The 26,965-nt window shown below is 42.4% G+C and carries 31 protein-coding genes; 17 read left to right on the forward strand and 14 right to left on the reverse strand.

Translation table 11 applies throughout. The features are described 5' to 3' along the window. The first annotated feature begins 18 nt into the window (after nucleotides 1-18). From RMY16_RS14045 to grxD, 7 genes are all read left to right on the forward strand, one after another. Entirely contained in the window at nucleotides 19-591 is a 573-nt protein-coding gene (locus RMY16_RS14045; protein ID WP_322736871.1) for a DUF981 domain-containing protein, read from the forward strand. A gap of 48 nt (nucleotides 592-639) precedes the next feature. Next, entirely contained in the window at nucleotides 640-954 is a 315-nt protein-coding gene (gene grxC, locus RMY16_RS14050; protein ID WP_322663510.1) for a glutaredoxin 3, read from the forward strand. Nucleotides 955-1,308: 354 nt separating this feature from the next. Further along, on the forward strand, nucleotides 1,309-1,794 hold the full coding sequence (gene tadA, locus RMY16_RS14055) for a tRNA adenosine(34) deaminase TadA (RefSeq protein ID WP_322663512.1): 486 nt from the start codon (nucleotides 1,309-1,311) through the stop codon (nucleotides 1,792-1,794). A gap of 113 nt (nucleotides 1,795-1,907) precedes the next feature. After that, on the forward strand, nucleotides 1,908-2,663 hold the full coding sequence (locus RMY16_RS14060; protein ID WP_322663514.1) for a 1-acyl-sn-glycerol-3-phosphate acyltransferase: 756 nt from the start codon (nucleotides 1,908-1,910) through the stop codon (nucleotides 2,661-2,663). A gap of 659 nt (nucleotides 2,664-3,322) precedes the next feature. Further along, nucleotides 3,323-3,931 carry a hypothetical protein gene (locus RMY16_RS14065; protein WP_194042006.1) on the forward strand — a complete coding sequence of 203 codons (609 nt, stop codon included), beginning with the start codon at nucleotides 3,323-3,325 and terminating at the stop codon, nucleotides 3,929-3,931. Between the two features lie 223 nt (nucleotides 3,932-4,154). After that, nucleotides 4,155-4,412 (forward strand): BolA family protein, encoded by a 258-nt coding sequence (locus RMY16_RS14070; RefSeq protein ID WP_094349510.1) that lies wholly within the window; start codon nucleotides 4,155-4,157, stop codon nucleotides 4,410-4,412. An 87-nt stretch (nucleotides 4,413-4,499) separates the two neighbouring features. After that, the gene (grxD, locus tag RMY16_RS14075) at nucleotides 4,500-4,823 is read left to right on the forward strand and encodes a Grx4 family monothiol glutaredoxin (RefSeq protein ID WP_094349509.1); all 324 of its coding nucleotides are present in this window, start codon (nucleotides 4,500-4,502) and stop codon (nucleotides 4,821-4,823) included. Nucleotides 4,824-5,168: 345 nt separating this feature from the next. On the opposite strand, the gene RMY16_RS14080 is transcribed toward grxD, so the two are convergent. Beyond that, nucleotides 5,169-5,417: a DUF6761 family protein gene (locus RMY16_RS14080; protein ID WP_099102685.1), complete on the reverse strand. Its 249-nt coding sequence runs from the start codon at nucleotides 5,415-5,417 to the stop codon at nucleotides 5,169-5,171. A gap of 601 nt (nucleotides 5,418-6,018) precedes the next feature. Here RMY16_RS14080 and RMY16_RS14085 point away from each other — a divergent pair. Next, nucleotides 6,019-6,792: a response regulator transcription factor gene (locus RMY16_RS14085; RefSeq protein ID WP_094349507.1), complete on the forward strand. Its 774-nt coding sequence runs from the start codon at nucleotides 6,019-6,021 to the stop codon at nucleotides 6,790-6,792. Between the two features lie 107 nt (nucleotides 6,793-6,899). On the opposite strand, the gene RMY16_RS14090 is transcribed toward RMY16_RS14085, so the two are convergent. From RMY16_RS14090 to RMY16_RS14105, 4 genes are all read right to left on the reverse strand, one after another. Further along, nucleotides 6,900-7,673: an ABC transporter ATP-binding protein gene (locus RMY16_RS14090; RefSeq protein ID WP_322736872.1), complete on the reverse strand. Its 774-nt coding sequence runs from the start codon at nucleotides 7,671-7,673 to the stop codon at nucleotides 6,900-6,902. A gap of 27 nt (nucleotides 7,674-7,700) precedes the next feature. Next, nucleotides 7,701-8,267 carry a hypothetical protein gene (locus RMY16_RS14095; RefSeq protein ID WP_322736873.1) on the reverse strand — a complete coding sequence of 189 codons (567 nt, stop codon included), beginning with the start codon at nucleotides 8,265-8,267 and terminating at the stop codon, nucleotides 7,701-7,703. A gap of 68 nt (nucleotides 8,268-8,335) precedes the next feature. Next, nucleotides 8,336-8,797: a DUF4079 domain-containing protein gene (locus RMY16_RS14100; protein WP_322736874.1), complete on the reverse strand. Its 462-nt coding sequence runs from the start codon at nucleotides 8,795-8,797 to the stop codon at nucleotides 8,336-8,338. 122 nt (nucleotides 8,798-8,919) lie between these two features. Then, entirely contained in the window at nucleotides 8,920-9,315 is a 396-nt protein-coding gene (locus RMY16_RS14105) for a DUF1830 domain-containing protein (protein WP_322736875.1), read from the reverse strand. A gap of 588 nt (nucleotides 9,316-9,903) precedes the next feature. Here RMY16_RS14105 and RMY16_RS14110 point away from each other — a divergent pair. The 3 genes from RMY16_RS14110 (at nucleotide 9,904) to RMY16_RS14120 (ending at nucleotide 13,616) form a co-directional block, all read left to right on the forward strand. Continuing rightward, nucleotides 9,904-11,496, forward strand: coding sequence for a photosystem II high light acclimation radical SAM protein (locus RMY16_RS14110; protein WP_322736876.1), 1,593 nt, complete (start codon nucleotides 9,904-9,906; stop codon nucleotides 11,494-11,496). Between the two features lie 87 nt (nucleotides 11,497-11,583). Beyond that, entirely contained in the window at nucleotides 11,584-12,981 is a 1,398-nt protein-coding gene (locus tag RMY16_RS14115; RefSeq protein ID WP_322736877.1) for a DICT sensory domain-containing protein, read from the forward strand. Next, on the forward strand, nucleotides 12,978-13,616 hold the full coding sequence (locus tag RMY16_RS14120) for a pentapeptide repeat-containing protein (protein WP_322736878.1): 639 nt from the start codon (nucleotides 12,978-12,980) through the stop codon (nucleotides 13,614-13,616). Before RMY16_RS14115 ends, RMY16_RS14120 begins: the two co-directional genes overlap by 4 nt. A 62-nt stretch (nucleotides 13,617-13,678) precedes the next feature. Here RMY16_RS14120 and RMY16_RS14125 read toward each other — a convergent pair whose 3' ends face one another. Then, the gene (locus RMY16_RS14125) at nucleotides 13,679-14,041 is read right to left on the reverse strand and encodes a hypothetical protein (RefSeq protein WP_322736879.1); all 363 of its coding nucleotides are present in this window, start codon (nucleotides 14,039-14,041) and stop codon (nucleotides 13,679-13,681) included. An 82-nt stretch (nucleotides 14,042-14,123) separates the two neighbouring features. Between RMY16_RS14125 and RMY16_RS14130 the strand changes: the two genes are divergently transcribed. After that, nucleotides 14,124-14,261 (forward strand): hypothetical protein, encoded by a 138-nt coding sequence (locus RMY16_RS14130; RefSeq protein WP_322736880.1) that lies wholly within the window; start codon nucleotides 14,124-14,126, stop codon nucleotides 14,259-14,261. A 122-nt stretch (nucleotides 14,262-14,383) separates the two neighbouring features. Here the strand turns inward: RMY16_RS14130 and RMY16_RS14135 are convergent, their stop codons facing one another. From RMY16_RS14135 to clpS, 5 genes are all read right to left on the reverse strand, one after another. Then, the gene (locus RMY16_RS14135) at nucleotides 14,384-14,767 is read right to left on the reverse strand and encodes a type II toxin-antitoxin system VapC family toxin (protein ID WP_322736881.1); all 384 of its coding nucleotides are present in this window, start codon (nucleotides 14,765-14,767) and stop codon (nucleotides 14,384-14,386) included. Further along, nucleotides 14,764-14,991 carry a DUF2281 domain-containing protein gene (locus RMY16_RS14140; protein ID WP_322736882.1) on the reverse strand — a complete coding sequence of 76 codons (228 nt, stop codon included), beginning with the start codon at nucleotides 14,989-14,991 and terminating at the stop codon, nucleotides 14,764-14,766. Before RMY16_RS14140 ends, RMY16_RS14135 begins: the two co-directional genes overlap by 4 nt. A 157-nt stretch (nucleotides 14,992-15,148) precedes the next feature. Beyond that, nucleotides 15,149-16,066 (reverse strand): pentapeptide repeat-containing protein, encoded by a 918-nt coding sequence (locus RMY16_RS14145; protein WP_322736883.1) that lies wholly within the window; start codon nucleotides 16,064-16,066, stop codon nucleotides 15,149-15,151. After that, on the reverse strand, nucleotides 16,063-16,896 hold the full coding sequence (locus RMY16_RS14150; RefSeq protein WP_322736884.1) for a type II CAAX endopeptidase family protein: 834 nt from the start codon (nucleotides 16,894-16,896) through the stop codon (nucleotides 16,063-16,065). The genes RMY16_RS14145 and RMY16_RS14150 overlap by 4 nt, the downstream gene beginning before the upstream one ends. A gap of 71 nt (nucleotides 16,897-16,967) precedes the next feature. Further along, a complete protein-coding gene (clpS, locus tag RMY16_RS14155) occupies nucleotides 16,968-17,249 on the reverse strand; it encodes an ATP-dependent Clp protease adapter ClpS (protein ID WP_012410249.1) in 282 nt (93 codons plus the stop codon). Nucleotides 17,250-17,544: 295 nt separating this feature from the next. Here clpS and RMY16_RS14160 point away from each other — a divergent pair, with 295 nt between their 5' ends. Next, nucleotides 17,545-17,910, forward strand: coding sequence for a hypothetical protein (locus RMY16_RS14160; RefSeq protein WP_322663634.1), 366 nt, complete (start codon nucleotides 17,545-17,547; stop codon nucleotides 17,908-17,910). A 260-nt stretch (nucleotides 17,911-18,170) separates the two neighbouring features. Here RMY16_RS14160 and RMY16_RS14165 read toward each other — a convergent pair whose 3' ends face one another. After that, nucleotides 18,171-18,314, reverse strand: a complete 144-nt coding sequence (locus tag RMY16_RS14165; RefSeq protein ID WP_322663539.1) for a hypothetical protein — start codon at nucleotides 18,312-18,314, stop codon at nucleotides 18,171-18,173. Between the two features lie 313 nt (nucleotides 18,315-18,627). Further along, entirely contained in the window at nucleotides 18,628-18,828 is a 201-nt protein-coding gene (locus RMY16_RS14170; protein WP_094349495.1) for a hypothetical protein, read from the reverse strand. A gap of 471 nt (nucleotides 18,829-19,299) precedes the next feature. On the opposite strand from RMY16_RS14170, the gene RMY16_RS14175 reads away from it, so the two are divergent. The 4 genes from RMY16_RS14175 (at nucleotide 19,300) to RMY16_RS14190 (ending at nucleotide 26,206) form a co-directional block, all read left to right on the forward strand. Then, complete coding sequence (locus RMY16_RS14175; protein WP_194043404.1) at nucleotides 19,300-19,629, forward strand: STAS domain-containing protein; 330 nt, start codon at nucleotides 19,300-19,302, stop codon at nucleotides 19,627-19,629. Nucleotides 19,630-19,777: 148 nt separating this feature from the next. Next, complete coding sequence (locus tag RMY16_RS14180) at nucleotides 19,778-22,459, forward strand: TIGR03960 family B12-binding radical SAM protein (RefSeq protein WP_322736885.1); 2,682 nt, start codon at nucleotides 19,778-19,780, stop codon at nucleotides 22,457-22,459. Nucleotides 22,460-23,399: 940 nt separating this feature from the next. After that, nucleotides 23,400-25,541, forward strand: a complete 2,142-nt coding sequence (locus RMY16_RS14185; RefSeq protein WP_322663543.1) for an Rne/Rng family ribonuclease — start codon at nucleotides 23,400-23,402, stop codon at nucleotides 25,539-25,541. Nucleotides 25,542-25,549: 8 nt separating this feature from the next. Next, nucleotides 25,550-26,206 (forward strand): ribonuclease HII, encoded by a 657-nt coding sequence (locus RMY16_RS14190; protein ID WP_322736886.1) that lies wholly within the window; start codon nucleotides 25,550-25,552, stop codon nucleotides 26,204-26,206. A gap of 160 nt (nucleotides 26,207-26,366) precedes the next feature. Here the strand turns inward: RMY16_RS14190 and RMY16_RS14195 are convergent, their stop codons facing one another. Further along, on the reverse strand, nucleotides 26,367-26,954 hold the full coding sequence (locus tag RMY16_RS14195; RefSeq protein ID WP_322663547.1) for a DUF1997 domain-containing protein: 588 nt from the start codon (nucleotides 26,952-26,954) through the stop codon (nucleotides 26,367-26,369). Nucleotides 26,955-26,965: the final 11 nt, after the last annotated feature.

The raw sequence follows: 26,965 nt of genomic DNA on the forward strand, positions 1-26,965 counted from the left end.
CAAATTAAGAGGTGAATCGTGTTTATCGACTACATCACACTCATGTTGATCAATATGGTAGCTGGGCTATTTCTACTAGCTGACTATGTGTATCGTGGTATAGATAGTTCTAATCAAAGACAGTGGATTCCAGGATTCGGAATTACAGGTGCGATCGCACTCACGACTGGTTTACACATGAGCTTCACCTGGCCAGTAATGGGTAGCTTTAACATTGCCTTCGGTGAGACGAGTATCCTATTTGGAATCTTGTTTATTGCAGCTGCAATCGCACTTGCTCAAGGTTGGGATTTGTTGACAATAGCAATTTATGGTTTCTTTGCTGGTGCAGTTGCGATCGTAGTCGGTATCCGTATCATCAACTTGAATTTGACAAAGCAACCGCTTTTATCGGGAATAGGCTTTATTTTAACTGGATTAGGCGGTATTTTTGCAGCACCAACTCTTTATTGGAAAACCAATCGAACCTGGCGGCTAATTGGCGTAGCAGTGCTGATAGTAGCCGCTCTAATTTGGGCTTTTACTGGATATTTAGCTTACTGGAATCATTTAGAGGGTTTCCAAAAGTGGGTTCCAGCGCCGATGCGGTAAGCAATGATCTAGGCTAAAGACATAGTTAAAACCTTGCTTAAGATCAATATGCTGGACTTTCTCAATCCCCTTTTAAATCGCCATCCAGAGCGAGTCAAAGCCAACGTCGAACTTTACACATGGCAAACTTGTCCTTACTGCATTCGAGCCAAAATGCTGCTGTGGTGGAAAGGTGTAAATTTCACTGAATACAAAATCGACGGCGACGAAGCAGCCAGAGCGAAAATGGCAGAACGCGCTAACGGCCGCCGCACAGTACCACAAATTTTTATCAATAACCAGCACATTGGCGGCTGCGATGACCTCTATCAGTTAGACACACAAAGTAAACTCGACCCCCTTTTAGCTCAAGCCGCTATTTAGAAATCAAATTAGCCCCAACAATTTTCTTGGTGATGCTATGTTGGGCAATTTTTGATTTTAAATTGCTCAGTAAGCAAGTTTGTAGTAAGGACTTTAGTCCTTAATATTCTAAGCACTAAAGTGCTTAGGGACTTCCAAATAAAAAAATATCCAATTATTTATTGTGGGGTGCGCGTCTCGCCCGCCCGTAATCAAGGGCGGGCAAGATGCCCACCCCACAAGATTGTATAGTTTATTTCTTGGAAATCCCTTACTACAAACCCTAAACTTTCAAAACTAGCTTGACAAAGTGCCAGAAAACTGTGGCACAAGTTTGCCCACCTTTAGGGCAAGGAATATTGAATTGATAAGAATATGTTAACCATGTATACGGAATATCTTATACATCAACAATGGATGAATTATGCCTTAGAATTAGCAAAAACAGCAGGTGATGCAGGTGAAATCCCTGTAGGTGCTGTTATCATTGATTCAACAGGCAAATTGCTAGCAGAAGGAGAAAACAGAAAAGAGCGCGATAAAGACCCTACTGCTCATGCGGAAATTCTAGCTATCAAGACAGCTGCAACAACTTTACAAAATTGGCATCTTAATGAATGCACACTCTATGTCACTCTCGAACCTTGCCCAATGTGTGCAGGTGCGATCGTCCAATCACGACTAGGACTACTGGTATATGGAGTAGACGATACAAAAACTGGCGCAATTCGTACAGTTATTAACATCCCCGATAGTGCTGCTTCTAATCACCGTCTCCAAGTAATCGGAGGCATTCTAGAGTCAGCTTGTCGTCAGCAATTACAGACTTGGTTTGCTATTAGGCGGCGTAAAGTAAACTAACGGACAGAGGTAAAACTGTCCATCTACTACGACACAAGTCACACAAGAGAATCTACGGTGTAACTAATCACGCCTTTCGTTAAATTTTTACCCGTCAATCAGCTGCATCCGTCATGATGGAATTTTACTCTTCATCCGATACCAGCCAGCACACCTCAGTAAGTCCTCAGGTAGATAGCACTACCTCAAAGGTTTCTCCTTGGTTAAGTCCCCTGGCATATTTATTAGGGCGTCACTGCCTATTACCATTATTCTTTGGACAAATTAGAATAACCGGACAAAAAAATATCCCCACAACTGGGCCTGTGATCCTTGCGCCTACACATCGGGCGCGTTGGGATGCGTTGCTTGTACCCTACGCTACCGCTTGTCTGAGAAAGCAAGACTTGCGATTTATGGTGACTATTGACGAATGCCAAGGTTTGCAAGGCTGGTTTGTTCGACGTTTAGGGGGATTTCCTGTAAATTCTAAGCATCCATCAATTCGCACGCTGCGACATGGAGTAGAGCTACTTCAGCAGCACAAAACCCTGGTCATCTTTCCAGAAGGTAACATTTTTCGTGATGGCCAAGTTCACCAGTTGAAGCCAGGAATTGCTCGTCTTGCTTTGAGTGCTGAATCTAGCCATTCCGGGCTGGGAGTGAAAATTATACCCGTAGGCATTAACTACAGCCAACCTTATCCCAATTGGGGTACAGATGTGAGTATTGACATTGGCTCCCCAATAAAAGTCGCAGATTACATGAATGGCTGTATAAAACAAGATGCAAAAAGCATCACAACTGATTTAGCAAAGGCACTACAACAATTAAGCCATCAAGAAACAAAAGTTACTAATCACGCATTTGCAGAAATTACTAATTCTTGATAAAGTCAAACCTTATAATCATTGACCGTGCATAATTCAGAAACTGCAAAATTCAGTATTTGAGACTAATTGCTAACTGCACTGCTATATTCATCCTAAGTAAGTCAAAAAAGATTAGTGGTATTTTGCAACCTTTGAGGATGTATATATAAATTACCCTCTATTGATAATATATTCAGCCAAATTGGCATTTTTTTGAGCCAATAGCTAAATTAATTGTCTGCAAACTACTGAATTGCTGGATGATAAATATTTTCACATTTGGTCAGATAGTTAAATAAAAGTTGGGAAGCGCTGACTGAAGACATCGCTATTCTGAACTAGTTTGGTGCGATGCCTACGGTGGGATTCACCTACGCAAATACTTCAAGCAGTGCTTTGGAAAAATTCTCCTGCCAAATATCCCAGTTAACCTGAGATAATTATTGGAGATAAAAGTAAGTACTCAGACCGATGGTGACGCACTCCAGCTTCAGTATCGCCATCGCAGTGATATAAGTTAGTTGGTATACAGGGGTAATGGGAACTCTATTAAACTGATTTTTAGTCTAAATCAGAGATACTTAGGAAGTAACTTTGCTTTGTCCAAGACCAAAACAGAGTTAAGATACCCGAAGTTTCCCTAACTCTTTTATATAGTTGTTGCACTAATTGATCCCATGAACACTGCTGTCGCTGTTACCTTGATGCACCGTACTGTTTTATCAGTTATAGCAGTCCTCAGCCTGCTATCACCTGTGAATGCTCAGGTATCACAGTCACCAGGCACTACCAGCCAACCACAACCCATTGACCCCAACGATCCTAATAACCTCCGCCCCATAACCCAAAGTAACAGCCTTTTGAGCATTGCAGGTGGCGATCGCTTAGTAAAAGATGCAGAACAAGCCGTTTCTGCTCAAAACTACACCTTAGCTGCCAAGAAACTGCAAGAAGCACGTCAAGTTTATAATCAGCTATCTAATTTTTATCAAGAGTTAAATTCTAGCTTTTCGGGAATTGACAACAGAGTTTCTGATTCTCAGCGTCAAAAAGCTCTATTAACAGCCCAAAAGCGAGATGAAGCCACCTTTCAGCTAGCATTGGTACATCGGGCACAAAATCAGCCAGAATTAGCTGTACCATTGTTAGTTCAAATAATTAAGAGTCAGAACCCGACGCGGGATTTAGGCAAGAAAGCCTATAAACAGTTGTTTGAGTTGGGTTTTGTTGATTCTCCCTATCCCAGAGAAGGTGGTAATTCATCCTCTTCATCCCCCAAAAAATAAAATTTTTGTTGCCTGTTTTTCCCTACCCACATTTCCCTAACCAGTCGCTTGGGAACGCCCCAGTGCTAGGATAGAGCTATCCGCCATAACCAAGACCTGAGCGTTCTCAAGCAATACACCTCAGAGACGGCTTTATCTACAGCCTTGCCAAAGCCTGAAGTTGGCACAGGCATTTGCTCTATATCTGTTAATAATAGAAAAGTAAGTTTTTTCAGGAATTGCGATGATTAGTCCGCAACAGGTTGAGGAAATGATCAAGGCGGGACTGCCAGACGCACAGGTTCAGGTGCAAGACTTGACTGGTGGCGGCGACCACTATCAGGTGACAGTAGTTTCATCGCACTTTGCAGGTAAAGGACTAGTGCAACAGCACCAGTTAGTTTATGGTGCGTTGGGTCAAGCTATGTCAACTGAAGCGATTCATGCCTTGGCGGTGAAAACATACACTCCCGAAGCTTGGCAAGCAACAGCAGCTTCGTAAATAAGAGTCAGAAGTTAGGAGTTATGAATTTTGATTCCTTACTTCTCACTCCTCACTGTTGAATCCAACATAGGAAACATAAATACCATGACACCAGAACTCAAAGACAAAATTGATAGCTTGCTACAAGAAAACAAGATTTTAGTTTTCATGAAGGGAAACAAGTTAATGCCCCAATGTGGTTTCTCCAACAACGTTGTGCAGATCCTCAATACCTTGGGAGTTCCCTTTGAGACGGTTGATGTTCTATCAGACCCTGAAATTCGTCAAGGTATCAAAGAATACTCTAGTTGGCCCACAATTCCCCAAGTATATATCAATGGTGAATTCCTTGGCGGTTCTGATATCTTGATTGAACTGTACCAGAAAGGTGAATTGCAGGAAAAGGTAGAAGTAGCATTAGCTTCTTAAGCTCTCTTTACCCAAACTAAAGGGTATGTTGCTGAATTTGCCCTTTGCAATCAAGGCAATGTGCCGTTTTTAATATCCTTGAAAGGAGAGATACTATTTTTTTCCCCTTTCAAGGTTTTTTTAATCGGTTTCTGACAAAAATACTCTTTGTTGGACTTGATTTTATTGCTAGACAACAATCCCCTCACTCTGATTGGCAAAACCAATATAGGGCTGAGGGGATGCGTTTAATCAATACAATATCTCCAAAATTTCACACCACGAAATCCGTTGACCAATACAGATAATATGCTATAATTATCTGCGGTAATTAACGGTTACTAGCAATGACCAGGTAAATGGTAGTTAGTAGTAATCGGGTTGTGGCTGTGGTTGCGGCACTGCAAAGTTTGATCCATCGTACAAGAAGCGGCTGGCCTCCTCTTCTAGGCGATGAATCAGAAAAGGTTCAATGACGTTGCTATGTCGCAGTGCGGCTAGATATCCATCCAAATACATCCGCATGTCATCCGTGCGATAACCGCGATTCCATAACTCGATGAAGGCATCGGTGAGTCTTTGGTAATAGCGGATGGTTTGTGTGTCTTGGAGCATAACTGCTGTATTAATCTCTTTGGAATGAGAATTGTAAATGATTCACGCTAAAAAGTGAAGTGTAATTTCACTTTGGCATAAACTCAAAGTCAACACATCTACTTTGGGTATTACCCTTATAGCAGCTACAAGCTACTTTAATCCTATTCCAGAAAACATCAATTCTAGTTAGCTGCTTAAGTTATTTTTTTGATTTTCACAATCAACAGCCCAATTGTATTGATGTTATATTCCTGGATGGGAGTACTAAGTATTTGTGAAAAAATCCACTTTTACCATAAGTACCATAAGCTTGAATCAGGTTGAAAAGCTGTTGTTGTTAGCTGGTTGGGTTATACATATTTTTTGCCACATTACACCCATCTAAAAGCAAAATGTTAAGTTAAAAGAACTTTTCATAAGTCTAACAATACTTTCGAGAAATTTAATAAAAATTTAATAATATTTCTCATCCCCTATTGGCAAGGCATAAATTAAATATATTGCCACTGATTTTATTAGGAAATGTAAAGTTAATGGCAATTGAAGTAACAAAGGCTACAAAACCTTAGAGATGGGCTTGTTACTTTGAAAGTCATCGACGCTAAGGGGTCTTGCCACCGTGGGTTCGGTTTGTATAGAAATCATTGAGGGGAATCCCCATCTGAGGTCGTTGTTGGGTTGGCACTTGCAACAACTGGAATACCGCGTGCATCAAGCTGCCAGTATTTATCAAGCAAGGGAAGTATTTTTAAGCCATCAACCAACACTAGTAGTTTTAGATGCAGACCTGCCTGATGGTGATGGCATTGAGTTTTGTCGTTGGTTGCATCGTCAGCAGCAGCCTCTAATCTTAATGCTATCTGCCCGTAATAGTGAAGCTGATATAGTCGCAGGTTTAAAGGCGGGTGCAGATGATTACTTGAGCAAACCTTTTGGGATGCAAGAGTTTTTGGCACGGGTAGAGGCACTGATTCGCCGGAAGCGCACACCTACTGCACCAGCTTATTTGGATTATGGCACTTTGCAAATCGATTTAGTTCAGCGTCGTGTCCGCTTTCAAGGGGAGTTTATTGACTTAACGCCCCAAGAATTCAGTTTACTGTACGTTTTAGCACAAGCTGGAGGAGTACCTCTAAGTAGATCGGAATTGCTGCGTCGTGCTTGGCCTGACGCTATCGATAACCCTCGTACCATTGATACTCACGTTTTATCGCTGCGGAAAAAGGTTGAACTCGATCCCCGGCAACCCAATTTGATTCAAACTATCCGCAATGTTGGATACCGTTTTAACATGGAAATTTTGAATACGAATATTTCACAGTCACAAACAACAAAGTTAGCTAGAGAGAGATTTAATAATCAACGTTCAACACTTACTAGTAGTCAAGTGTGAATAGGGCATCCCTTCTCTGCGAGACGCTACGCGAACGCTCAGGGCAAGTGGGCATTGGGGTGAGGGGGAGTAAGAAAACGATTCCTGATTCCTGTCTCATCCAAAATTTAAAATCCAAAATCGTCTTGAGATGCTGCTTGAATCAGGTTTTTTCGTAATTCAATCCAGTCTATCTCTGAGGCTCTTTGATTTGCGAATAAATGACCTTGTTGTAGGTGTAATAACCGAGTGCAAAACATCTGGGCTAGTTCCAGTTGATGATTTACCATCAGAATCGTGGTTTGATGAGTTTGACTCAACTGGATTAAGACTTGCATTAGATGAGAAGCCGTACCAGTATCGAGGGCAGAGGTTGGCTCATCTAATAATAATATTTTAGGCTGGATAACTAAGGCACGAGCGATCGCTACTAGTTGTCGTTGTCCCGCAGAAAGTTGCACCTCTGTTCGCCCTAACCATTCATTGGGAATGTGCAGTTGGTCTGTCCAATGATTAACTCGTTGCTGAATTGTCTGTTTGGGCAAACCACGCAAAACTAAAGGATAAGCCAAGGCTTGCCCAACTGTCATCCCTAACAGTTTTGACTCTTGCAATACAAGTACAAGCATCTGTCGTAGCTGGATGACGGGAATTTGGCGATATTCTTGATTTTCTAGATAGAGCTTACCACTCGTGGGTTCAACTAGGCGGTTGATGAGGCGTAATAACGAAGTTTTCCCAGCGCCTACTGAGCCGACAATGGCAATGCGATCGCCCTGAAATACTTCCAAGCCAATATCTCGCAATATGGGATACCCTTGCTGATTGCCGGGAAGTTGGGTTTTCAGCTTTGTAAACAGATTAACTTGCTCTAGCCTGAGTATGGCTTTTGCTGTATTCAACGGGACTGAGGATTGCAGAGAAATAACCTAAGTTAATTGTGTAGTAGTTAAGGCTGTAGCGATCGCCCAGCCATCGACTAATAGTAGCAGCAGAGTGAATACTAGTAAAATCAGGTACATCCAGGGCTGTGCTAAAGGGCGAACATCTGTGGTATCAATGCTCGTCTTTGCTTGGACAATTTGCACCAAACGGGCAAATCCAGCTACACGCATCGGTAGTAAATAAGCTTTCCCATCCTGGCTGAGGAAATAATAAACTAGCCCTCCTTGACCAGTGCTGCGGGGTTTTAACTCTTTGACTTGTGACCAAGGTAAAGACCAGCCTTTACGAAAAAAGCGAGGCACCCAGGCGGGGTAAGTAACCTGAATTCCCTCGTCATCTACCATTACTTGTTCGGTTAATACCGCGTACAAGGCAACTAAACCGATGCCAATCCCTATCCACAATAATTCTGGAGGTACGGGTGCAGCTGTTACCTGCGATAAAAAGGGTAATGGGACTGTGAGTGCTATGTATAGACTCAGCAACGTTATCCGAATCAAAGGAGACAAACGAAAAACAGAAGTTGAGATATTGGCTGAGTTTGCTGTCACGGCTCAATTACAATGCTTTTCTTCATTGTAGGGTAGGTCTATGTCCCTGGTAGTTGATGTGTAGTAGTTCACGGTAAATACTTTTGCACTACAATCCAACCAGTAAGGGACACCCAGGCAAATCCTATAAATAGAATAATATTGACGCCGATGTGTAAGGGTCTAGCCCAAGGTCGTCTGACACTAATTAGGGTGGCACTGAAAGCAGATAGTAAAACTAGTGCTACCACTATCAATCCAGCGATTAAGTGCGATGAGTGACCTAAAGAGCCAAAGTGCCCTAAAGTGCCAACAATACCGATCGCTAGCAGTAGTAAGACTAAACTTACCATGCTGATGCCCATTGTATAGTGGAGCGATCGCACCCCTTTATTACCGCCCATAAATGGCGTGATAAAAGGAAATTGTTGCGAAGTTCTCGCCCGAAACATCCAAACGCCGGTGACTGCTAACATCAGATATGCCAACAGAGACAACCCCATAGACCAGGCGGCTATTTTCCACAACCAAAGAAATGAAGGCAGATTCATAAGAATGATTGTAGATGAGATGAGGGAGACAATGAGAATAACCAATGTCCCATACCCAATAAATAATAAACAAAAGGGCTGCTAAATTAGCAACCCTTAAATTTAGATAAAATTGTTTTTTTTTAATCAACCGAGGCTAAACCAAGGATTTGCAAGGGTTTTGTAGTATCTCCGATTTTTGTATTAATTTGCTGCACCATTAGTTTGGTATTAAAAGGGTCTTTTTCGTCTGATGAGTTTGTATCAAACTCATTAGTACTGGGTTCTTCGAGCATCAGGCGATCGCACGGAATCTTATCGGATAAAATTGCACTAGCCATCATCCCTGTATGAATCTCCACTTGACCTTTTAGTGGAGCTTCAAAAACTAAACGTTGTCCAGGGAAAACAACCCTTTCAAAATACCAGTTGGGAATATTGGAGATGCGAGCTACCTGTATTTTGCTCGTGGCATTAATGTAGCAGCAGAGAATTTTTCCCGATTGCTCAGGTGGTAGAGGATCTAATATTTGAGCCATAACTGCTGAGGAGCTTTACGCCACAATTTTACATTACACTAGCCAAGCCTAGCACCCACTGATCCCAGTTGCTGTAACTGCGAATACCAACTGAGTTGTTGTAGATTATTTCTGTCTAAAGATATATTTTCAGTTGTGAAAATTTTGTAACTTTTCACACCTTTTTCGGAATTATACACTATAAACAAAAGTTTTTGATATTTTTTTCTGGTATAAAAGTTTCGATTCTCTTAAAACAGATTCTTAGGGAATTGACATAACGATGATCCCCTAGCTTTTAGCATAGCGAAGAAGTAAGTTTTGCTCTTTCATCTATCCCAGGATTAAGCAGCTGGGATCATCGCTTAATGAATAAACTCGATGTTATGGTAAAGCTATATGAAAAAATATCTTCATAAAGCTCTCTATACATTCCATGTATGTTTTATGCACAGCAATTTTAGCGTTTTCCGCAGTTGTTAACGGCAAGTGAGCATATATCAATAATTGGCTGAAATGTCAAGCACGATTGTGATAAATAAAACCAAATAAAACAAGCACACACTTTAAAACTGAATGTTTTTCTCGCTTTCTCCACAGATTGGCAAGATGGAAGTTAAAACACAGATGATGGAAAATCGAATTCTTTACGTTCGCCTTCCTTGTAACCCCATCTTTCCTATTGGGGTTGTCTACCTAAGCGATCATGTCCACAAGCAGTTTCCTAATATTGAACAGCGCATCTTTGATTTGGGAACAGTGCCACCTTTAGATTACAGTTCGGCTCTGGATCGCTGTATTGATGAATTTAAACCGACACTACTAGTATTTTCTTGGCGGGATATTCAAATTTATGCCCCAGTTGGTGGGCGTGGTGGCAACCCTCTGCAAAACGCTTTTGAATTTTACTACGCCAAAAATCCTCTATTGAAACTACGTGGTGGATTGGGCGGTTTGCGAATCTTCATCGCTTATTATGTAGAGTTGTGGCGAAACCAGGGCTTAATCAAACGCGGTTTAAACCGTGCCCAAAAATATAATTCTGATGCTCGTGTAGTTGTCGGTGGTGGTGCAGTCAGCGTATTTTACGAACAATTGGGTAAAAGCTTACCTAAAGGGACAATTATTTCTGTAGGTGAAGGCGAAACCCTGCTGGAAAAACTTTTAAGTGGCAAGGATTTTCGCGATGAACGCTGTTACGTTGCCGGAGAAACTCAACCACGTCAACGACTAATTCACGAACAACCCACCCCAATAGAAAAAACAGCTTGTAACTACGATTATATAGAAAGCATCTGGCCGGAATTTAACTTTTACCTGCAAGAGCAAGACTTTTATATAGGTGTACAAACGAAGCGTGGTTGTCCTCACAACTGTTGTTATTGTGTCTATACGGTTGTCGAAGGCAAACAAGTACGTATCAACCCAGCAGATGAAGTAGTTACGGAGATGCGCCAATTATACGAGCGCGGCATTCGCAACTTCTGGTTTACCGATGCCCAATTCATCCCTGCGAAAAAATTTATCGCCGATGCTGTAGAACTATTGCAAAAAATCGTCGATTCTGGTATGACAGATATCCACTGGGCAGCATATATTAGAGCCGACAATTTGACACCCGAATTGTGTGAGTTGATGGCGAAAACGGGGATGAACTACTTTGAAATCGGGATTACCAGTGGTTCTCAAGAACTTGTGCGGAAAATGCGGATGGGGTATAACTTGCGAACCGTCTTGCAAAACTGCCGTGACTTAAAAGCCGCTGGTTTCAACGACTTAGTTTCTGTGAACTACTCTTTTAACGTCATTGACGAACGTCCCGAAACCATCCGCCAAACCATCGCTTACCACCGCGAACTAGAACGGATTTTTGGTGCTGATAAAGTCGAACCTGCTATCTTCTTTATTGGACTACAACCCCATACCCATTTGGAAGAATATGCTTTCAAAGAAGGCATTCTCAAGCCAGGGTACAATCCAATGAGTTTGATGCCGTGGACAGCCAAAAAACTTCTTTGGAATCCCGAACCCCTTGGTTCATTCTTCGGCGAAGTCTGCTTGCAAGCTTGGCAACAAAATCCCAACGACTTCGGGCGCGAAGTCATGAAAATCTTAGAAGAAAAGCTGGGTTGTGCTGACTTAGAAGCAGCACTGACAGCACCATTAGAGACGAAAGAAAAACAGTTAGCGGGTGTATCCTAGAAAACACTAAAATGTGAAGAAATTCATAATTTTGAATTTCTCCCTCTATCTTCCTCAGTGCCTCTGCGGTTATTTTTACCAAATCCCATGTTAGAAGGTTCAATCCTACAAAAACTAGAAACAGCCCATCGTCACACCACCAGGCCAATTCGATTTGGTGTTTACTACAAAAATACCTTAGTTGCCCTGTGCCACGCTCTAGAAGACCATATCTTAACCGATGACGGTACACCCTTAGTCATCACAGCTTTTCAACAAGGTAAATGGTATCTACAAGAAGCTGATCGATATGCAGACATCGCCCAATGTAGTTGCCAAATTGCCATCATGGCTGCTGCTGAATCTGGCTTTGCTGAACATCCTACCAGCCAGCTACCCAATGTAGACTTAGTAGGATTAGATTCAGGCGATCCAGTGGCGCAGGAGTGGCACTTAATTATTTTATCGTCTAAATACACAGCAATGGTAATTTGTCAAGAATTATCTGAGGCTGATTATGGTAGCGCTGGAGTACCGACATCAGACTTAGAGCGCAAATTCTATGGCTTGTGGACATTTGAGCCAGAGTTAGTACAAGAGACAGCAGAAATAGCGATCGCTCACATCAAAAAATACAATCCAGAACTAGCCCAAAAACTCACAGGCGATAAACAGCAAATTGTACCGTCAATGGACAGATCCCAAAATTTAGGTGCAGTTGTCTCCCGTGTAGTAGATTACCTCCAGACTGGGCAAGAAAATTTATCTATCCCCACAGCCCTTCAGAAACAAACCCTGGATCGCAACTTGGTTTCTAACGAAATCCAAGCCTTTTTGCGAATGGCGCAACTGATGGATATGGCAGATGTCAACAATCCAATGGCAGCTGCGGAAATAGTAGTTCTTGCTGAAGCGATCGCCCAGCTTTTAGATCTTCCCGCATGGCAGATTAAGAGGTTGCGGTTAGCGGCTTTATTACATCGCATAGATCCATTACAAAAAGCCGAAAGCGTTCTCACAGGCGGTATATCCACACGCTACCAAGAAGATGTTCCCAGTTCTCCATTAACTTGTCCCTTAGTACCAGGGGCGCAAGTATTGCGAACTATGCCAAGATTACGAGCAGTTGCCCAAATTATCACTCACCAAAGCGAGTGGTGGAATGGCACAGGGGAACCAGCAGGTTTAGCTGGAGATGAAATACCTCTAGAGTCGAGAATTTTGGCATTATTGGCAGATTTTCAGTGGCGACTCAATCAGCGAAAATCGTCAAATCAAAGCCGGGAACAGATATTTACTCAAGCTTTAGATGAGTGCAGACAGCAACAATCTACCCGCTTTGACCCTAAACTTGTAGATACCCTAGCTTTATTAGTAATGGGTTTACAACAGGGACTTGACTTACCCTTGATGACACCCAAATTCAGCGCCGGCATCTGGATACTTGATTCCCAATGGGATAGCCACAGCAAGATCAGTGAAGAGATTGGTAGTTACTTTACATGAATATTGAAGCCATTAAATTAGGAAAACTCAAACAACTTCCAGGGGCAAATTTAGAAGACGAGGAACTCTCCCGACTGGATTTAAGCCGGATTAATTTTGCTGGCGCTACCCTTGTCGGAACTAATTTTGCTGCTTCCAAACTCGAAGGAGGGCATTTGGAGGGGGCAAATTTGATGGGGGCCAACCTCCAAGAAACTGACTTACGGGCGAATTTGATGGGAGCCAACCTGATGCAAGCAGATTTAACGGGCGCTGACTTGCGGGGTAGTAATTTGCGCGGCGCTAACTTGATGGGAGCAAGACTCAGTGATGTGTCATTGGTGGGTGCTTTTTTAAGTGGTGCAAATTTGATGAATGTCAACTTGCAAGGCGTAGACTTACGCGGTGCTGACTTGCGCGGTGCAAATTTGACAGGGGCAAATCTCAAAGGTGCAGACTTGAGTCGCGCCGATTTGCAAGGGGCGTTGTTGAGTGAAGCAAACTTGGAAGAAGCTGATTTGCGGGGGGCAAATTTGGCGGGGGCTAATTTGACAGGAGCGAATTTGCTTTGTGCAGAGTTAGAAGGTGCAAATTTGAGCGGCGTTAATTTGAATAAAGCGTGTGTGGTGGGTACTGTGGTTGAGACGAGTTTATGAGGATTGCAAAAAGGTGTAGTTTTTTCTCCTTCATGGAACAAAGCTATAAAATATTTTAAGATTCAGGTACCGTTTCCACGCAACCGATAATATCTTAACCCAGAGACTCCACCCCAAATGGCACCCAGAATTGTTCCAGTCTGAACACAAAAGAGCCAAACAAAAATTAAATATCCTGCCATCACTCCCTGACTTAGACCACTTAGATTGGGATTTAAGAAACTTGGATCTGTTCTTATCGTCCATTTATACCACAACCATGCGATTAAAAAACCAGCACCAGAACCAAATACACTAACAGTAAATGACCACAAGAATGTTAATAATCCATATTTAATAGACCTCAAACGTACTGTAGCAATGGCTATAAATACTGTTCCTATTAGTGCTGCAATTATTACTGTTGAAAGAATTAGTCTCACCATTGAGTTCTCCTCAATTACTCTTAAAGTGATAATTACTTAAGGTTTTACTATTAGTGTTTGCAGTTTAAGCAGGTGAAAATTTGTGAGTCTACAAGAAGTTATCAAACTGGCAAAGCAGCTTTCAACTGTGGACAAGGTACGCTTGATCCAGCAAATTGTTCCTGATATAGAACGCGAGTTAACAGATAAGCTCTCTACCTTTCCCCGCCAATCTTTGTAGGGGCTATGTGTTGATTTAGGAAATGCACCTTCCACAGATGAAATCGATATAGCCCGTACTGAAGAATGGGCTAGCTTTCCACGGGAGGATATTTGATGCTGCGTGCCGTAGCCACTTTTTCATCACCAAACCCGCTGAATATTATAGGCATCAAAAGCCAAATCACGACTAATCAAAACAAGGGAATGATCTATCGCCTGTGCCACCAGAATACGATCAAACGGATCTCGATGATGCAGTGGTAAATAACGGAATTGAACAGTATCGGTAAAGGTAATAGGGAGAATCGTTATACCCGCAGCAATTAGTTTAGGTTCAATCTCTTCAAAAGCACCCTGTAGGGATAGTTTTCCAATATTGAGTTTAATCGCCATTTCCCAAAAACCTGCAATACTAAAGAAAACAGCCTCAGCGGATTCAATTTTTTCTCTAGTTAACACTGGCAGGGTGGCATCATTCGAGACAAACCAGATAAAAGCATGAGTATCCAATAGTAATCTATTCATTCCATATATTCTTTCATATCTTGAAGCGGCTCATCAAAGTCATTAGGCAATGGTAGAACAAACATTCCTTTCATTGTTCCAGCAATGCGACGCTTGTTTTTCTGCTTTTCTTCGGTAGAGTTTTTAGCGTGCTTCTCTATCAAAAACTCAATGTAATGAAGCACTTCTATCTGAAGAGACTCAGGGAGTTCTTCTAATTTTTCTAAAATGACTGGCTGTATCATTGTTTTTTCTCCTTGGCAATTTTTATGAAAAACATCACAGCTATATTTGTTTAAATGTCAAATACATTTTAATACGGTTTAGATAAGCACTTTCATATCATGTGTAATCTGGTATATTTTTGGCCATTTCCTCACAAAAATCCCCAAATTTAGCTGATTATCTTTGAAAACATCCTTTCTTAATTTTACTAAAGATAAAAGGTCGCCCTAAATACTCTCCAAAACTAGTTTTGCAAGCAGGTAGTCCTAATTTGGCGCGAAATTCTTCGTCATATACCGCTTCTTCCCAATTTTGTGCTAATTTAATTTGCTCGGTTGTCAGATTTTTAGCATGACGAAAGTCTGTTCTATTTACGCTACTTTGAGTAAAGTCAACATCACGGAGGTTTGCACCTCTTAAATCATTTCCATCCAATTTTGCAAACTTTAATATAGCACCACTCATATCTACATCTGTTAACCCTAGATCGACGGTAAATTTGCTGTGGCTTAAATCAGTATTTTGTAAGTTTGCCGATTGAAAATTGCCATCACGGAAGGTAGTATAAGCTAAATTAGCGTGATTTAGATTTGCTTGTGATAAATCTACTTTCGTAAAATACGTACCTTTTAAGTTAGCACCACTTAAATTCGCAGCACGGAGATTACTATCAGAAATAAATAAGCCAGAAAGATTAGTATCAGAAAAGTTAACTGATTCTAAGTTAACTTTTTCTAACGAAACTTTATAGTCTACATTACAACTAAAATCAATATCACCGATTTCTGAGAATCCAGATTCTCCATGATCGTCTTCAGATTTATCAGTCCATCGCATCTCTGCTTGGCGTAGATCAGATCCTTGTAAATTTGCACCGTTTAATTTAGCATTAGTCAGTTCAGCTTCTCTTAAATCTACTCCAGCTAAATCAGCATTTGTTAAATCAGCACCACCTAAATCACACTTGGGGCATTTTTTAGTTGTTAGCAACTGCTTCACATGAACGGGATTTGAAGTTTTTTTAGCCTCACAATCTGTACAACCAGAAATAAAAGTGAGTAATAAAGCTGATACAATCAATATTTTTATTTTCATATATGACGCGATCGCTCAGTTCGCCCTCGTATCCACAAAGCTAGTACACTCATTAACAACACCCCCATCACTCCTTGTAGGGGATTATTATTCACACCAGTTACCCAATCAGGAACCTGACCAGAATATTTCACTAATTTACCAACATTAATAATGTAGTAACCCCAAACTAAACCACCATGTAAACCAATTGGAAAACCCAAGCGTCCCCTACGCCAACGCTTTCCCCATACTTGCGTTAATCCCAGCAGTACTAAAGCTGGAAATTGCGGCAGTGTATGAATAATTGCCTCCAAAGGTTTAATAAAGTGCAATGTAGCAAAGGCAATTGCATCTGTCCACATTGCCACACGCAGACTGTAATCTCGTTGTAATTCATCTAGCAACCAGCCTCGGAATAACAACTCCTCAGCAAATCCAACACCTAAGCCAACAAGTAAACCCTCAAAAACAACTTTCAGCAAAAAAACTTTCGGTTGTTGCCACACCAACCAACCCAACAAACTTTCTACGCCAAAAAGTATCAGAATATTAATTATCCCCAGAGCCAAGCCACGCAGCAAATCCACACCGTTTTGCCGCGTGAATTCTAAACCATAATGCCGCAGAATTTGGGGCTGTTGGTAGACATATTTACCCCATAGTCTCAGGATAAAAATAAATACTGCATATAACAATACCAATGTCAATATACTTTCTAAGTTTGAATCATGAACTAGTAAGTATATCGGTGTAGCCAATGGCAACCATAGCAACAGTAAAGTCAAAATAAAAGCACCCAGCCTAATAGGGGCAGGGCGTTCAGCTAAACGGACAAGGTTTTTTTTCATACTAAATAAGTCACTAATCAGCAGCCAATACTCTAAATTTCGACTAATGACCAATGACCAATAACCAATGACTATTCATCAGGTTCAATCGTGCTACTTAAACCATGACTTATCAATGTTTCGCAATAAAACTCAGCGTGTTCCAAGGCACAAGTAATGACTAAAGCTAGCCCGTTAGTATGGGCTTCCATCATGATGCTCACAGCTTGGGGTTGGGTAAGGCTTGGTACAGTGGCGATTAGTGACTGTACAACATGCTCCATAGAGTTGTAGTCGTCGTTATGGAGCAAAACGCGATACCGAGGCGCGAGCTTGCGGGTTGTGGAAGGCTTTTGAATAGTTTCAACTGACACGGCTCTCTGCTCTTTTCTCGTTAATTCACTACAACAAAGTCTCTGTTTTGCGATCGCTCAACAGTTATTTACCTATTCTATAGTATTTCTGCTCAGATACTATGCTAGGAAAACCCTTTGCTGACAGGGATTGATTGTATTAGTTTTGCGTAGCCACTTGATAAGGCACACGTCTAAGACATGGCTGCCGTAAGAGTGCTACCCTAATCTTACAGAAGCTTTTCTTAAACGTAGCGCATTTTCACTTTTAAGATTAAAGAAGTTGCAAGCAAAATAATCCTTGCCCCTGCCCAAGATGGACATGAGCCTAGATTTTCTTCAACCGGGACAAATTGTGTCTCTAGAGTATGGCGACAGGAACCTGTATGCAGAAGTCATTCAATTTGTAGTTTCCCGCCAGTTGTGCTGGGTGCGTCCTTTATTAATGGTTACTTTCATAGAAGAATCACCCCTAATTACCGATTTGCGAGATGCATCTGACTTACTTTGGCCTGCCAATTTATTTCGCCCAGCATTAGACACAGAAGTAATTACCTTCTTAAGCCAACTTTTAGCGAAAGAACCAAAAACTGAAGCTGATTCAGTCGCAAAGCAGCAACTGAATCAGTTTATTCACCAACTTTGGCAAGCATATCAAGAGGGGTTGGAGATTGGGGATTAGGCAACATAGAGACTTCTTGAATAATTCTTCCTTGTCTTCCTTGTCCCTCTTGTCTTCCCATCTCCCAGCGATGCACTGAGTTTCGACACAACGACTGCGCTCAGTGCATCGCTGCGCAAAAATCGAGCTAAGTCGGGATTCAACTACCGTTGGTTGTTGGCGCAGCCTCTCCAAGAGTTGTATCCCTAATTCCCAGTCTCTTCCTCAACTGTAGCGAATACCAACATTTTTCATGCGTTGAAGACTGTGAAATTCGATTGCTACATCCTTCGCACCAGAAATTTTTTCGTACCTTCGTAAATTGGATAATTGTGGTTAGCAGCGTCGTCAATCGCCTCATGCATCACCTGAAGGATATGACTAGAAGTCAGTTTATCTGGCTCGCCAGTATCTATATTGATCATATCAACTCCCTTAGCAACGAGTTCATTCCGCTTGTGGACAAATTCAGCAAACAGATTGGGAGGAATTTTTTTAAACATTTAGCGAACTGTATGAAAATTGACTACGAATGTACAATGTAGATGTTCATTAGCACAGTTTACGCTACCTTAACTATTTAAATAATCAACCTCATAGAAAAAGACTAGCAATCATATCGCCTTTGTATCCCCCTGCTAAATTTAATTACGAATACGTTAGGGCGTCCTCGTATCCTTGAGAAGCAAGCTACACACAACTTTTGTCTACCACAGGCTGCGCGAACGTAGAGAGCATCTAAAATCCCAGGCTAGGAACTAACTGGATTCGTCCAGCATCCATCTCTGCCATTAATAATTCTAGGGCTTCATAATCAACATCAGAAATGTAACCCAGTTCTGTTAGTTCTGAGTTGATTTCATTCTCTATCTCAGGAGTTAGTTTTTTAATGTCAAGAGCTTTTTCTACCAATTTACGAATAGCGTACTGAGTTCTCATAAGTAATAACCCAACTGTAATATGACACTAATCATCCCAGATCAGCCTCAGTATAAAGAGTGATCCAAATACTAACTTAGTAGTGATATATATCACAATTTAATTAGTTAGATAGATAATTCACTATGACTTTGCCGTATGCCATCAGCAACGCTAAAGTGCGAGATTTAACCTAACGTTAAGACTGGGCTAAATTAGCTCTAGTTATAGACTAAGCAAGGTTTCTCAGCATAGTTACTGATAATTTGTCTGCTTTATGGCTGTCTATAGTTGATTGTTTTTGAACTGACATAAAAAAAAAGTATATATAAACACATTTTAACCTGGAATTATAACAATCTTTAAACAGACATACTAAAGCAATAAAGATTCAGCAAAGAGAGCTAAGACGTATGGTCGATGCAACAAAATAGAGTTTATGTTCAAATAATCCTTAGCTTGACGCTTCAAAATTCTTAATAGGATGTAACTATGCAGGCAGTGCTTAACTATCCCAAGATTGCAGTTATTCGCCCCCAAGGGTGTTTAAATGCTGCTAACGCCTTGGAATTTGAACGAGATATGACCACAGCGTTGGCGCAAAATGGGATTTCCATCTTGGTAGTAGACCTCGCAGCAGTAGAATCGTTAGACAGCGCGGGGTTGATGGCATTGTTATCTACACACAAGCTGGCTCTTACTTTAGGAAGAAGTTGCCAACTTCGCGCTGTTGCTCCACAAATTAGAATGATTTTTGAACTGACGCAACTTGATAGGGTATTTGAAATATTAGACGCTGAAGCCGAATTAGCCCAAACATAACTTTATGTAAAAGCGCAAATGTTTAGGTAATAAGCGGACTTTATGTAAAGGAGTTGTAAGTTGCAACGATAAAATCTGTTAGAAGACCTAATTCAATGCTAATGTTGGGGTTGGGTAGCTGTAATTAAGGTAGCTAGAAGATAGCACAGTGGTTGTTGCAGTTGAAAAATTAATAACGTCGGATATTTTAAAACCAGCACGTTACTTAGGTAACGAGCTGTTAGCAGTACACAAACCTTGGGATACGGCAGGAATACGTTGGGTTTTAACCTACCCAGAAGTATATGAAGTCGGTGCATCTAATTTAGGGCACATCATACTTTATAACATCTTGAATGCCCAACCGCGTCAATTGTGCGATCGCGCCTACCTCCCAGGAAAAGACCTGGCAGCCAAACTACGCGAAACTAATACGCCATTGTTTGCGGTAGAGTCAAAGCGATCACTGACAGAATTCGACATTTTAGGCTTTAGCCTCAGTTACGAACTGGGTGCAACTAATATCCTCGAAATGTTGGATTTGGCAGGGATTCCTTTGACGTGGCGAGAAAGGCAGGAAAGCAGAGGAGCAGAGGGGCAGGAGGGTAGGGAATCTACTGATACCCAGTCGGCCTTTCCGTTGATTTTCGCTGGTGGGCAAACAGCGACATCAAATCCTGAGCCTTATGCTGACTTCTTCGACTTTATCGCCCTAGGAGATGGAGAAGAACTGCTGCCAGAAATTGGTTTGGTGTTGGAAGAAGGCAAACAAGCAGGATTAAGTCGGGAACATCTGTTACTGGATTTGGCACAGATACCAGGCGTATATGTGCCTCAGTTTTACGACATGGCAGAGGATGGCTCAGTTCACCCTCGTCGTCTAGACGTGCCAAAACGAATTCTGCGACGGGTTGCAACTCCCATACCAGCATATTCCATAGGGTTAGTTCCTTATGTAGAAACGGTGCATGACCGCTTGAGTATTGAGATTCGGCGTGGTTGCACTCGTGGCTGTCGCTTCTGTCAACCAGGAATGCTGACTCGACCAGCACGGGATGTAGAACCCGATCAGGTTGTAGAAGCAATTGAACAAGGTATGCGGGCAACTGGTTACAATGAGTTTTCCCTCCTATCTCTGAGTTGTTCTGATTATTTGTCCCTACCAGCAGTGGGGATGGAAATCAAAAATCGCTTAAAAAATGAAAATATTTCTCTGACTCTACCAAGCCAACGGGTAGACAGATTTGATGAGAATATTGCCAACATCCTGGGAGGTACGCGCCAAGGTGGACTGACTTTTGCTCCAGAAGCTGGTACTCAGCGGATGCGAGACATTGTGAATAAGGGGTTGACAAATGAAGAATTGTTGCGAGGGGTGAAAACCGCTTGGGAGCAAGGCTGGGATAAAATAAAGTTGTATTTTATGATTGGCTTGCCGGGTGAAACGGATGCTGATGTTTTGGGCATTGCTGAAACGGTAAGCTGGCTACAGCGAGAATGTCGAGGCAAGGGCAGAAAACCTCTAAACTTTAACCTGACGATTTCTAACTTTACGCCCAAGCCCCATACACCATTCCAGTGGCACTCAGTTTCTACCGCTGAATTTAAGCGCAAACAAAACCTGTTGCGGCAAGAATTCCGCCGAATCAAGGCAGTGAAGGTAAATTTTACCGATGTCCGCATTTCGGCAATGGAAGATTTTGTGGGACGAGGCGATCGCAATTTGAGCAAAGTAGTCCGCCTTGCCTGGGAATTGGGTGCAGGTATGGATTCCTGGTATGAAAATTTAGATCGAGCTTTTAGCGCTTGGGGATCTGCGATCGCCCAAGCTGATTTAGATTGGAAATACCGCCAAGTAGAAAATGGCGAATGGAATTTGTTTCACGTAGAGACGCAAAAGGGCAAAGAAGCAGAGGAGAATAGCCCACTCAGTACTCCCCACTCCCTCGATATTCCCCTGCCTTGGGATCATATTGATACTGGGATTGACAAAAAGTGGCTCCAAGAAGACTTACAACGCGCTCTAGAAGCTACAATTGTACCCGACTGCTCTTTTGAAGGTTGTTCTCATTGTGGCGTCTGTGGCACTGACTTTGGGCATAATATCGTGATTGAATCACCTGCTATCCCAAAATTTGCTGGCGAATTTGTCCCCAACACAACTAAGGCGCAAAGACTACGAGTTTGGTTTGGGAAACAAGGTAATATGGCTTTGATGAGCCATCTTGATTTAATCCGTTTATTTGACCGAGTTGTGCGACGAGCAGGCTTACCAATTGCTTTTACTGGTGGGTTTCATCCAATGCCACGCATTTCTCTAGCAACTGCTTTGGCTCTAGGGGCTACTAGCAGCGGTGAAATTGCAGATTTTGAGTTAACTGTGCCAGTGGAAGTTGATACTTTCCTCAGAAAGTTGGCTTGTGAAATGCCCACAGACATACCTATATATAATGTGGAGCAGATAGATTTAAAAGCTAGTGCTGCTACCCAGCTGCTAGAGACCGCAGAGTATTTAATTACTGTAGCAGCACTTGCAGAAACAACACCCATACAATGGCAAAACTGGATTGATACAATCAAAGCAAAAGAGGAACTTTGGTACGAGCAAATAACTAAATCAGGCAAGAGCCAGTTAATAAATCTGCGCGATCGCTTATTTGAACTGGAGTTAGTAGAAAACTACAATTGCGTTGCAGAATCTATGTCATCTGTAATCCGTTATCTAGGTAGCTATCGCCAAGACGGTTTGGTGTTGCGTCCCGAACAAATCCTGTTTATGCTAGAGACAGTGGCTGGTGTAGAATTTCAACTCTTGCACATCCACCGCAATCGGCTAATTTTAGGGGTATAATCCCTGTAGGGCAACTTGCTAGTAGTTGTCCTAAGATGGCAGCTCACAGGAATTGATTTTTAGCAAGGTTGCGTTAGAATAGGGTGAAGAGAAATTTTCTGGCGCTGCATTGAATTAGCTGGTTCACTACCCTGGTATTCAGGGGGCGAAAGCAAAGATATTAGAGTGCAACTTCTAGGATTTTATCCTAGACAAACAAAAAGCAGATTAAAGAATGCACACTCTCTCTATAGCTACCTTGTGAATCAGTAACTAACAGCAGGCTCGGTTAGCTTCTCTAAATCCATGCTTTTAAACAACTGCTGAATGTCTAATCCAGGTAGTGCCCAAGAGCTAGTGCATTACTTTTTTAGAGTTAAAGCAACTGCTGTCGGTTATGCCGACTTGTTGTAGACGTTCACGAGACGCGCAAAGGGCTGCTTGTCTTAGGCTAGAGCCGCTCAAGGCAGGTTGGCGACTGGCGAATCTGAATATAACCCTAAAATAAATCCAGGGAATGGAAAATAGAAATAGTTTCTTTTTCTTAACGAATTCAGTAGGTTACTCTCAAATAAAGCATCCTGAGTTAAAATGCTCACTCAGGATTTAGAACTTTCAACTCAGAACTCTCAAGATTTGAGGGTATTGCATCACAAATCAACCACGGACGGTTGATTTAATTGCTTAAACCATATGCAGCAGTTCTGGAATAATCAGCCGTAGAAACGCTCTTAAGAGCGCCAATAGCTATTTAACTTAGAAGCTCAGATTTGCGATTTTTATTATCAGTAGCGCCTTTTGAGGGTTGCGAGGGCAGCGAAAGTATAATATCAAACCGAGAAAACACTGGTAATTAAAACTGACGCGGAGACGCAATTAGTTTTGAATTATTAAGTAATTAACCGGACTTGATACAACAAACCTCAAACCTATAAGTGCTGCCAATTTTTGAGGAAATTGAATGCCGAAACAAATTATCATCGCGGAGCAGCACCAAATTGCTGCGGTTTTTTCTGAAGATCAAATACAGGAACTCGTTGTTGCTACGGGTCATCATCAAATAGGTGATATCTACTTAGGAGTAGTAGAAAACGTATTACCTGGGATAGATGCGGCTTTTGTTAATATTGGCGACCCAGAGCGCAACGGTTTTATTCATGTTACCGACTTGGGCCCATTGAAGCTCAAGCGTACCGCAGCAGCAATTACAGAACTACTTACACCACAACAGAAAGTTTTGGTGCAAGTAATGAAAGAGCCAACGGGGACAAAAGGCCCCAGGCTCACAGGTAATATCACCTTACCTGGACGCTATGTAGTACTGATGCCTTACGGTCGGGGCGTAAATTTATCTCGACGGATTAAAAGTGAAAGTGAGCGCAACCGCTTGCGAGCGCTGGCGATTTTGGTCAAGCCGGCGGGAATGGGTTTGCTTGTGCGTACAGAAGCAGAAGGCAAACCTGAAGAAGCGATTATGGAAGATTTGGAGTTGCTGCAAAAGCAATGGGAGGCTATCCAGCAGGAAGCTCATTCCACCCGTGCGCCAGCGCTGCTCAACCGAGACGATGACTTTATCCAGCGCGTATTGCGGGATATGTACGGCGCGGATGTCAATCGGATTGTCGTGGATTCTAGTACTGGTTTGAAGCGCGTCAAACAGTACTTGCAGAATTGGAGTGGCGGTCAAACACCGCAGGGATTGTTGATTGACCATCATCGCGATCGCTCCCCAATTTTAGAATACTTCCGCATCACTGCTGCGATTAGAGAAGCCCTGAAACCAAGGGTAGACCTACCTTCTGGCGGTTACATTATCATCGAGCCGACGGAGGCATTAACCGTAATCGATGTTAACTCTGGTTCGTTTACGCGATCGGCAACAGCTAGAGAAACAGTTTTGTGGACAAACTGCGAAGCAGCAACAGAAATTGCTCGTCAGTTGCGTCTGCGAAATATCGCCGGGGTGATCGTCGTTGATTTTATCGATATGGAATCGCGACGCGACCAACTGCAAGTACTCGAACACTTTAATAAAGCACTCAAAGCAGACAAAGCTCGTCCCCAGATTGCCCAACTTACCGAACTTGGTTTAGTAGAATTGACCCGAAAACGTCAGGGTCAAAATATTTACGAATTGTTTGGTGAAACTTGCCCCACCTGTGGCGGTTTAGGACATACTGTGCGTCTGCCTGGAGAAATTGAAAACCGATTGCCAATACCGGCAGAGACACCAGAGCGCGAACGTTTTGTATCCTTGCCTCACCGAGAACCACGTCAGCCATCTGCCCGCATTCCTGAACCACGAGAAACTTATGATGGATTTGGGGAAGCATTTGACGGCGACTCGGAATTGAGCAACCTAAATCTGATCAATCATCCTAGTTATCAAGAACTGAATGATAAGCGCCGTACCCGGACTCGCCGCAGTCGAATTGGTGTCAATGGATTAAACGGCAAAGATGAAGCTCGGATTGTTCCCAATCCCCTCGCTTTTGTTAACGAGCCAGATTTAGACCTGGATGTAGAACCAGAACTAGGAGTTGCACCAGAAATTCCCTCGCCCACCCTTGGTAAACCAGGCTGGAGTGAAAGAGTAGAACGCACTAAAATTATCAAGGCAGAACCAGTTAAGCCAGTGGTAGAACCACCGGAGATTAGAACTGTAGAAATGAGCCTCCAAGAACAGGATATATTTGCCTTAATGGGAATATCTCCGTTGGTGAAGTTAGAGCAAGAGGTGAAAAATACCAAGTCTGTAATTATTAATGTGATTCAGCCCGGTCAACAGCCAACGACCCCAATTGAATCAACCTCAGAATCACCTATTGTCCAAAAAGCAACACCTGAAATAATCACTATTGCCCAAAAGGCAACACCTGAAATAACTGCAAGCAAAATACCGACACCAAAAGTTATTGAGCTAGAACAGAAATCTTTGATCGAAGAGACAACTGAACCATCGGAGTTGAGTGTGAATTCTTCGGGACGCTTGTCTGCGAAAGCCGCCGCCGCGAACGAAATCGCAGATGAAAGCGAAGCTAATAGCAGCGCCACTGCCAGCCGTCGCCGCCGCCGCCGTTCCTCAGCGATCGAGGATAATTAATTTGCTTTATGGTAGAAATATTGCCAACGCCTTTGGAACAATCCACTTGGTTGGAGTTTTCTACCTTGTCAGAAATTCCAGGGTTGGTTGCAGGTGTGGACGAAGTAGGGCGAGGTGCTCTATTTGGCCCTGTGGTGGCAGCGGCAGTGATCTTACCAGATCGCGCTTTGCCAATACTGATGGCAGCTAAAATTAAAGACAGTAAAAAGTTGTCTAGTTCTCGGAGAACTCAACTAGCGCAGCAAATTTGTGCGCTGGCTATAGACTGGAAAATTGGGTTTGCTTCTACTGCCGAAATTGACAAGATAAATATTTTGCAAGCGACGTTGTTAGCAATGAAGCGGGCTGTGCTGAAGTTAAAGGTACAGCCTGCACTCTGCTTGATTGACGGCAATCAGTCAATCAAAGATTTGCTATTGCCGCAACAAACAATAGTTAAAGGAGACGAGCGATCGCTCGCTATTGCCTCTGCTAGTATTGTTGCCAAGGTTTGGCGTGACGAGCTGGTACTGCGCCTAGCATTAAAATACCCTATGTACAGCCTAGAGTGTAACAAGGGTTATGGAAGCCAGCAGCATTTGCTGGCTCTGCAACAATATGGGCCCTCGCCCCTACATCGTCAGTCTTTTCGTCCTTGCCAAATCAAAGGTCTGAGTGTTGAGTGATTGAAGAAGAATACAGAATTCAGAATCAATTAGTTTAGTAGGGGATAAGCTGTGGGAAGCAAGCTACAGACCTTCTACTAATTACAGAATTCAATTCTGTAGCTTGCTACCCTGAAAGGGTATTCTGGCTCCTGACTCCTGAATTCTGTTTGTTAACAAATTACTCAGCATTCAGGATTGGTAATTCAGTACTATCACTGTCAAGTCCTCTATCTTTGGTTTGTGATATCACCCAGTAGCGATAATCCGTCAAAAGTTGATTCAATAACCGTTGCTTGACCGACAATAGTACACTTTTGAGCAAACCATTGCCAGTAGCTTCTAAAATCGGCTTAGGAGTAAAGGAAAATGGCGGTGGAAAATCCACTACTACTTCTAAATCAGCTTTTCCTTGCAGGCGAGTGCCAGTGCTAAACTCTTTGGGAGACAAATACCCTTTTAAATTGAGAGCAAAGCGCTGGTTAATATACTCGAAACCTAAAATTTCACAGTTTAGCGATCGCAAATAAATTATTCCATTTGATTCTGCCCAGACTCTCATGTCTACAGTAGGTTGAATACTCAATGACATAAAAGTTAGCGGACGCATTTTCAAGCGAAATACTTCCTCAGAAAGCTGCTGAATCCGGCTATTGTCAACCAAAGCCTTAACCAGACGTTGAGGCTGACGCAAGTAGTGCTGAATGGGAATAGGCTGCTCTGGAACAGCGATTTCAACCGATTGGGAGGCAGTAAACCGGGTAGCCATGAGCTAATAAA

Origin of the sequence: Nostoc sp. DedQUE12b (assembly GCF_034530835.1) — a bacterium.
In the GTDB taxonomy this organism is placed as follows: domain Bacteria; phylum Cyanobacteriota; class Cyanobacteriia; order Cyanobacteriales; family Nostocaceae; genus Nostoc.

Bases quoted from the DNA above. Each gene is read 5' to 3' on its own strand.
- grxC (WP_322663510.1), top strand. From the start codon at position 640: ATGCTGGACTTTCTCAATCCCCTTTTAAATCGCCATCCAGAGCGAGTC.
- tadA (WP_322663512.1), top strand. From the start codon at position 1,309: ATGTTAACCATGTATACGGAATATCTTATACATCAACAATGGATGAAT.
- RMY16_RS14060 (WP_322663514.1), top strand. From the start codon at position 1,908: ATGATGGAATTTTACTCTTCATCCGATACCAGCCAGCACACCTCAGTA.
- RMY16_RS14065 (WP_194042006.1), top strand. From the start codon at position 3,323: ATGAACACTGCTGTCGCTGTTACCTTGATGCACCGTACTGTTTTATCA.
- RMY16_RS14070 (WP_094349510.1), top strand. From the start codon at position 4,155: ATGATTAGTCCGCAACAGGTTGAGGAAATGATCAAGGCGGGACTGCCA.
- grxD (WP_094349509.1), top strand. From the start codon at position 4,500: ATGACACCAGAACTCAAAGACAAAATTGATAGCTTGCTACAAGAAAAC.
- RMY16_RS14080 (WP_099102685.1), bottom strand. From the start codon at position 5,417: ATGCTCCAAGACACACAAACCATCCGCTATTACCAAAGACTCACCGAT.
- RMY16_RS14100 (WP_322736874.1), bottom strand. From the start codon at position 8,797: ATGAATCTGCCTTCATTTCTTTGGTTGTGGAAAATAGCCGCCTGGTCT.
- RMY16_RS14105 (WP_322736875.1), bottom strand. From the start codon at position 9,315: ATGGCTCAAATATTAGATCCTCTACCACCTGAGCAATCGGGAAAAATT.
- RMY16_RS14110 (WP_322736876.1), top strand. From the start codon at position 9,904: ATGGAAGTTAAAACACAGATGATGGAAAATCGAATTCTTTACGTTCGC.
- RMY16_RS14115 (WP_322736877.1), top strand. From the start codon at position 11,584: ATGTTAGAAGGTTCAATCCTACAAAAACTAGAAACAGCCCATCGTCAC.
- RMY16_RS14120 (WP_322736878.1), top strand. From the start codon at position 12,978: ATGAATATTGAAGCCATTAAATTAGGAAAACTCAAACAACTTCCAGGG.
- RMY16_RS14125 (WP_322736879.1), bottom strand. From the start codon at position 14,041: ATGGTGAGACTAATTCTTTCAACAGTAATAATTGCAGCACTAATAGGA.
- RMY16_RS14135 (WP_322736881.1), bottom strand. From the start codon at position 14,767: ATGAATAGATTACTATTGGATACTCATGCTTTTATCTGGTTTGTCTCG.
- RMY16_RS14140 (WP_322736882.1), bottom strand. From the start codon at position 14,991: ATGATACAGCCAGTCATTTTAGAAAAATTAGAAGAACTCCCTGAGTCT.
- RMY16_RS14145 (WP_322736883.1), bottom strand. From the start codon at position 16,066: ATGAAAATAAAAATATTGATTGTATCAGCTTTATTACTCACTTTTATT.
- RMY16_RS14150 (WP_322736884.1), bottom strand. From the start codon at position 16,896: ATGAAAAAAAACCTTGTCCGTTTAGCTGAACGCCCTGCCCCTATTAGG.
- RMY16_RS14160 (WP_322663634.1), top strand. From the start codon at position 17,545: ATGGACATGAGCCTAGATTTTCTTCAACCGGGACAAATTGTGTCTCTA.
- RMY16_RS14165 (WP_322663539.1), bottom strand. From the start codon at position 18,314: ATGATCAATATAGATACTGGCGAGCCAGATAAACTGACTTCTAGTCAT.
- RMY16_RS14170 (WP_094349495.1), bottom strand. From the start codon at position 18,828: ATGAGAACTCAGTACGCTATTCGTAAATTGGTAGAAAAAGCTCTTGAC.
- RMY16_RS14175 (WP_194043404.1), top strand. From the start codon at position 19,300: ATGCAGGCAGTGCTTAACTATCCCAAGATTGCAGTTATTCGCCCCCAA.
- RMY16_RS14185 (WP_322663543.1), top strand. From the start codon at position 23,400: ATGCCGAAACAAATTATCATCGCGGAGCAGCACCAAATTGCTGCGGTT.
- RMY16_RS14190 (WP_322736886.1), top strand. From the start codon at position 25,550: ATGGTAGAAATATTGCCAACGCCTTTGGAACAATCCACTTGGTTGGAG.
- RMY16_RS14195 (WP_322663547.1), bottom strand. From the start codon at position 26,954: ATGGCTACCCGGTTTACTGCCTCCCAATCGGTTGAAATCGCTGTTCCA.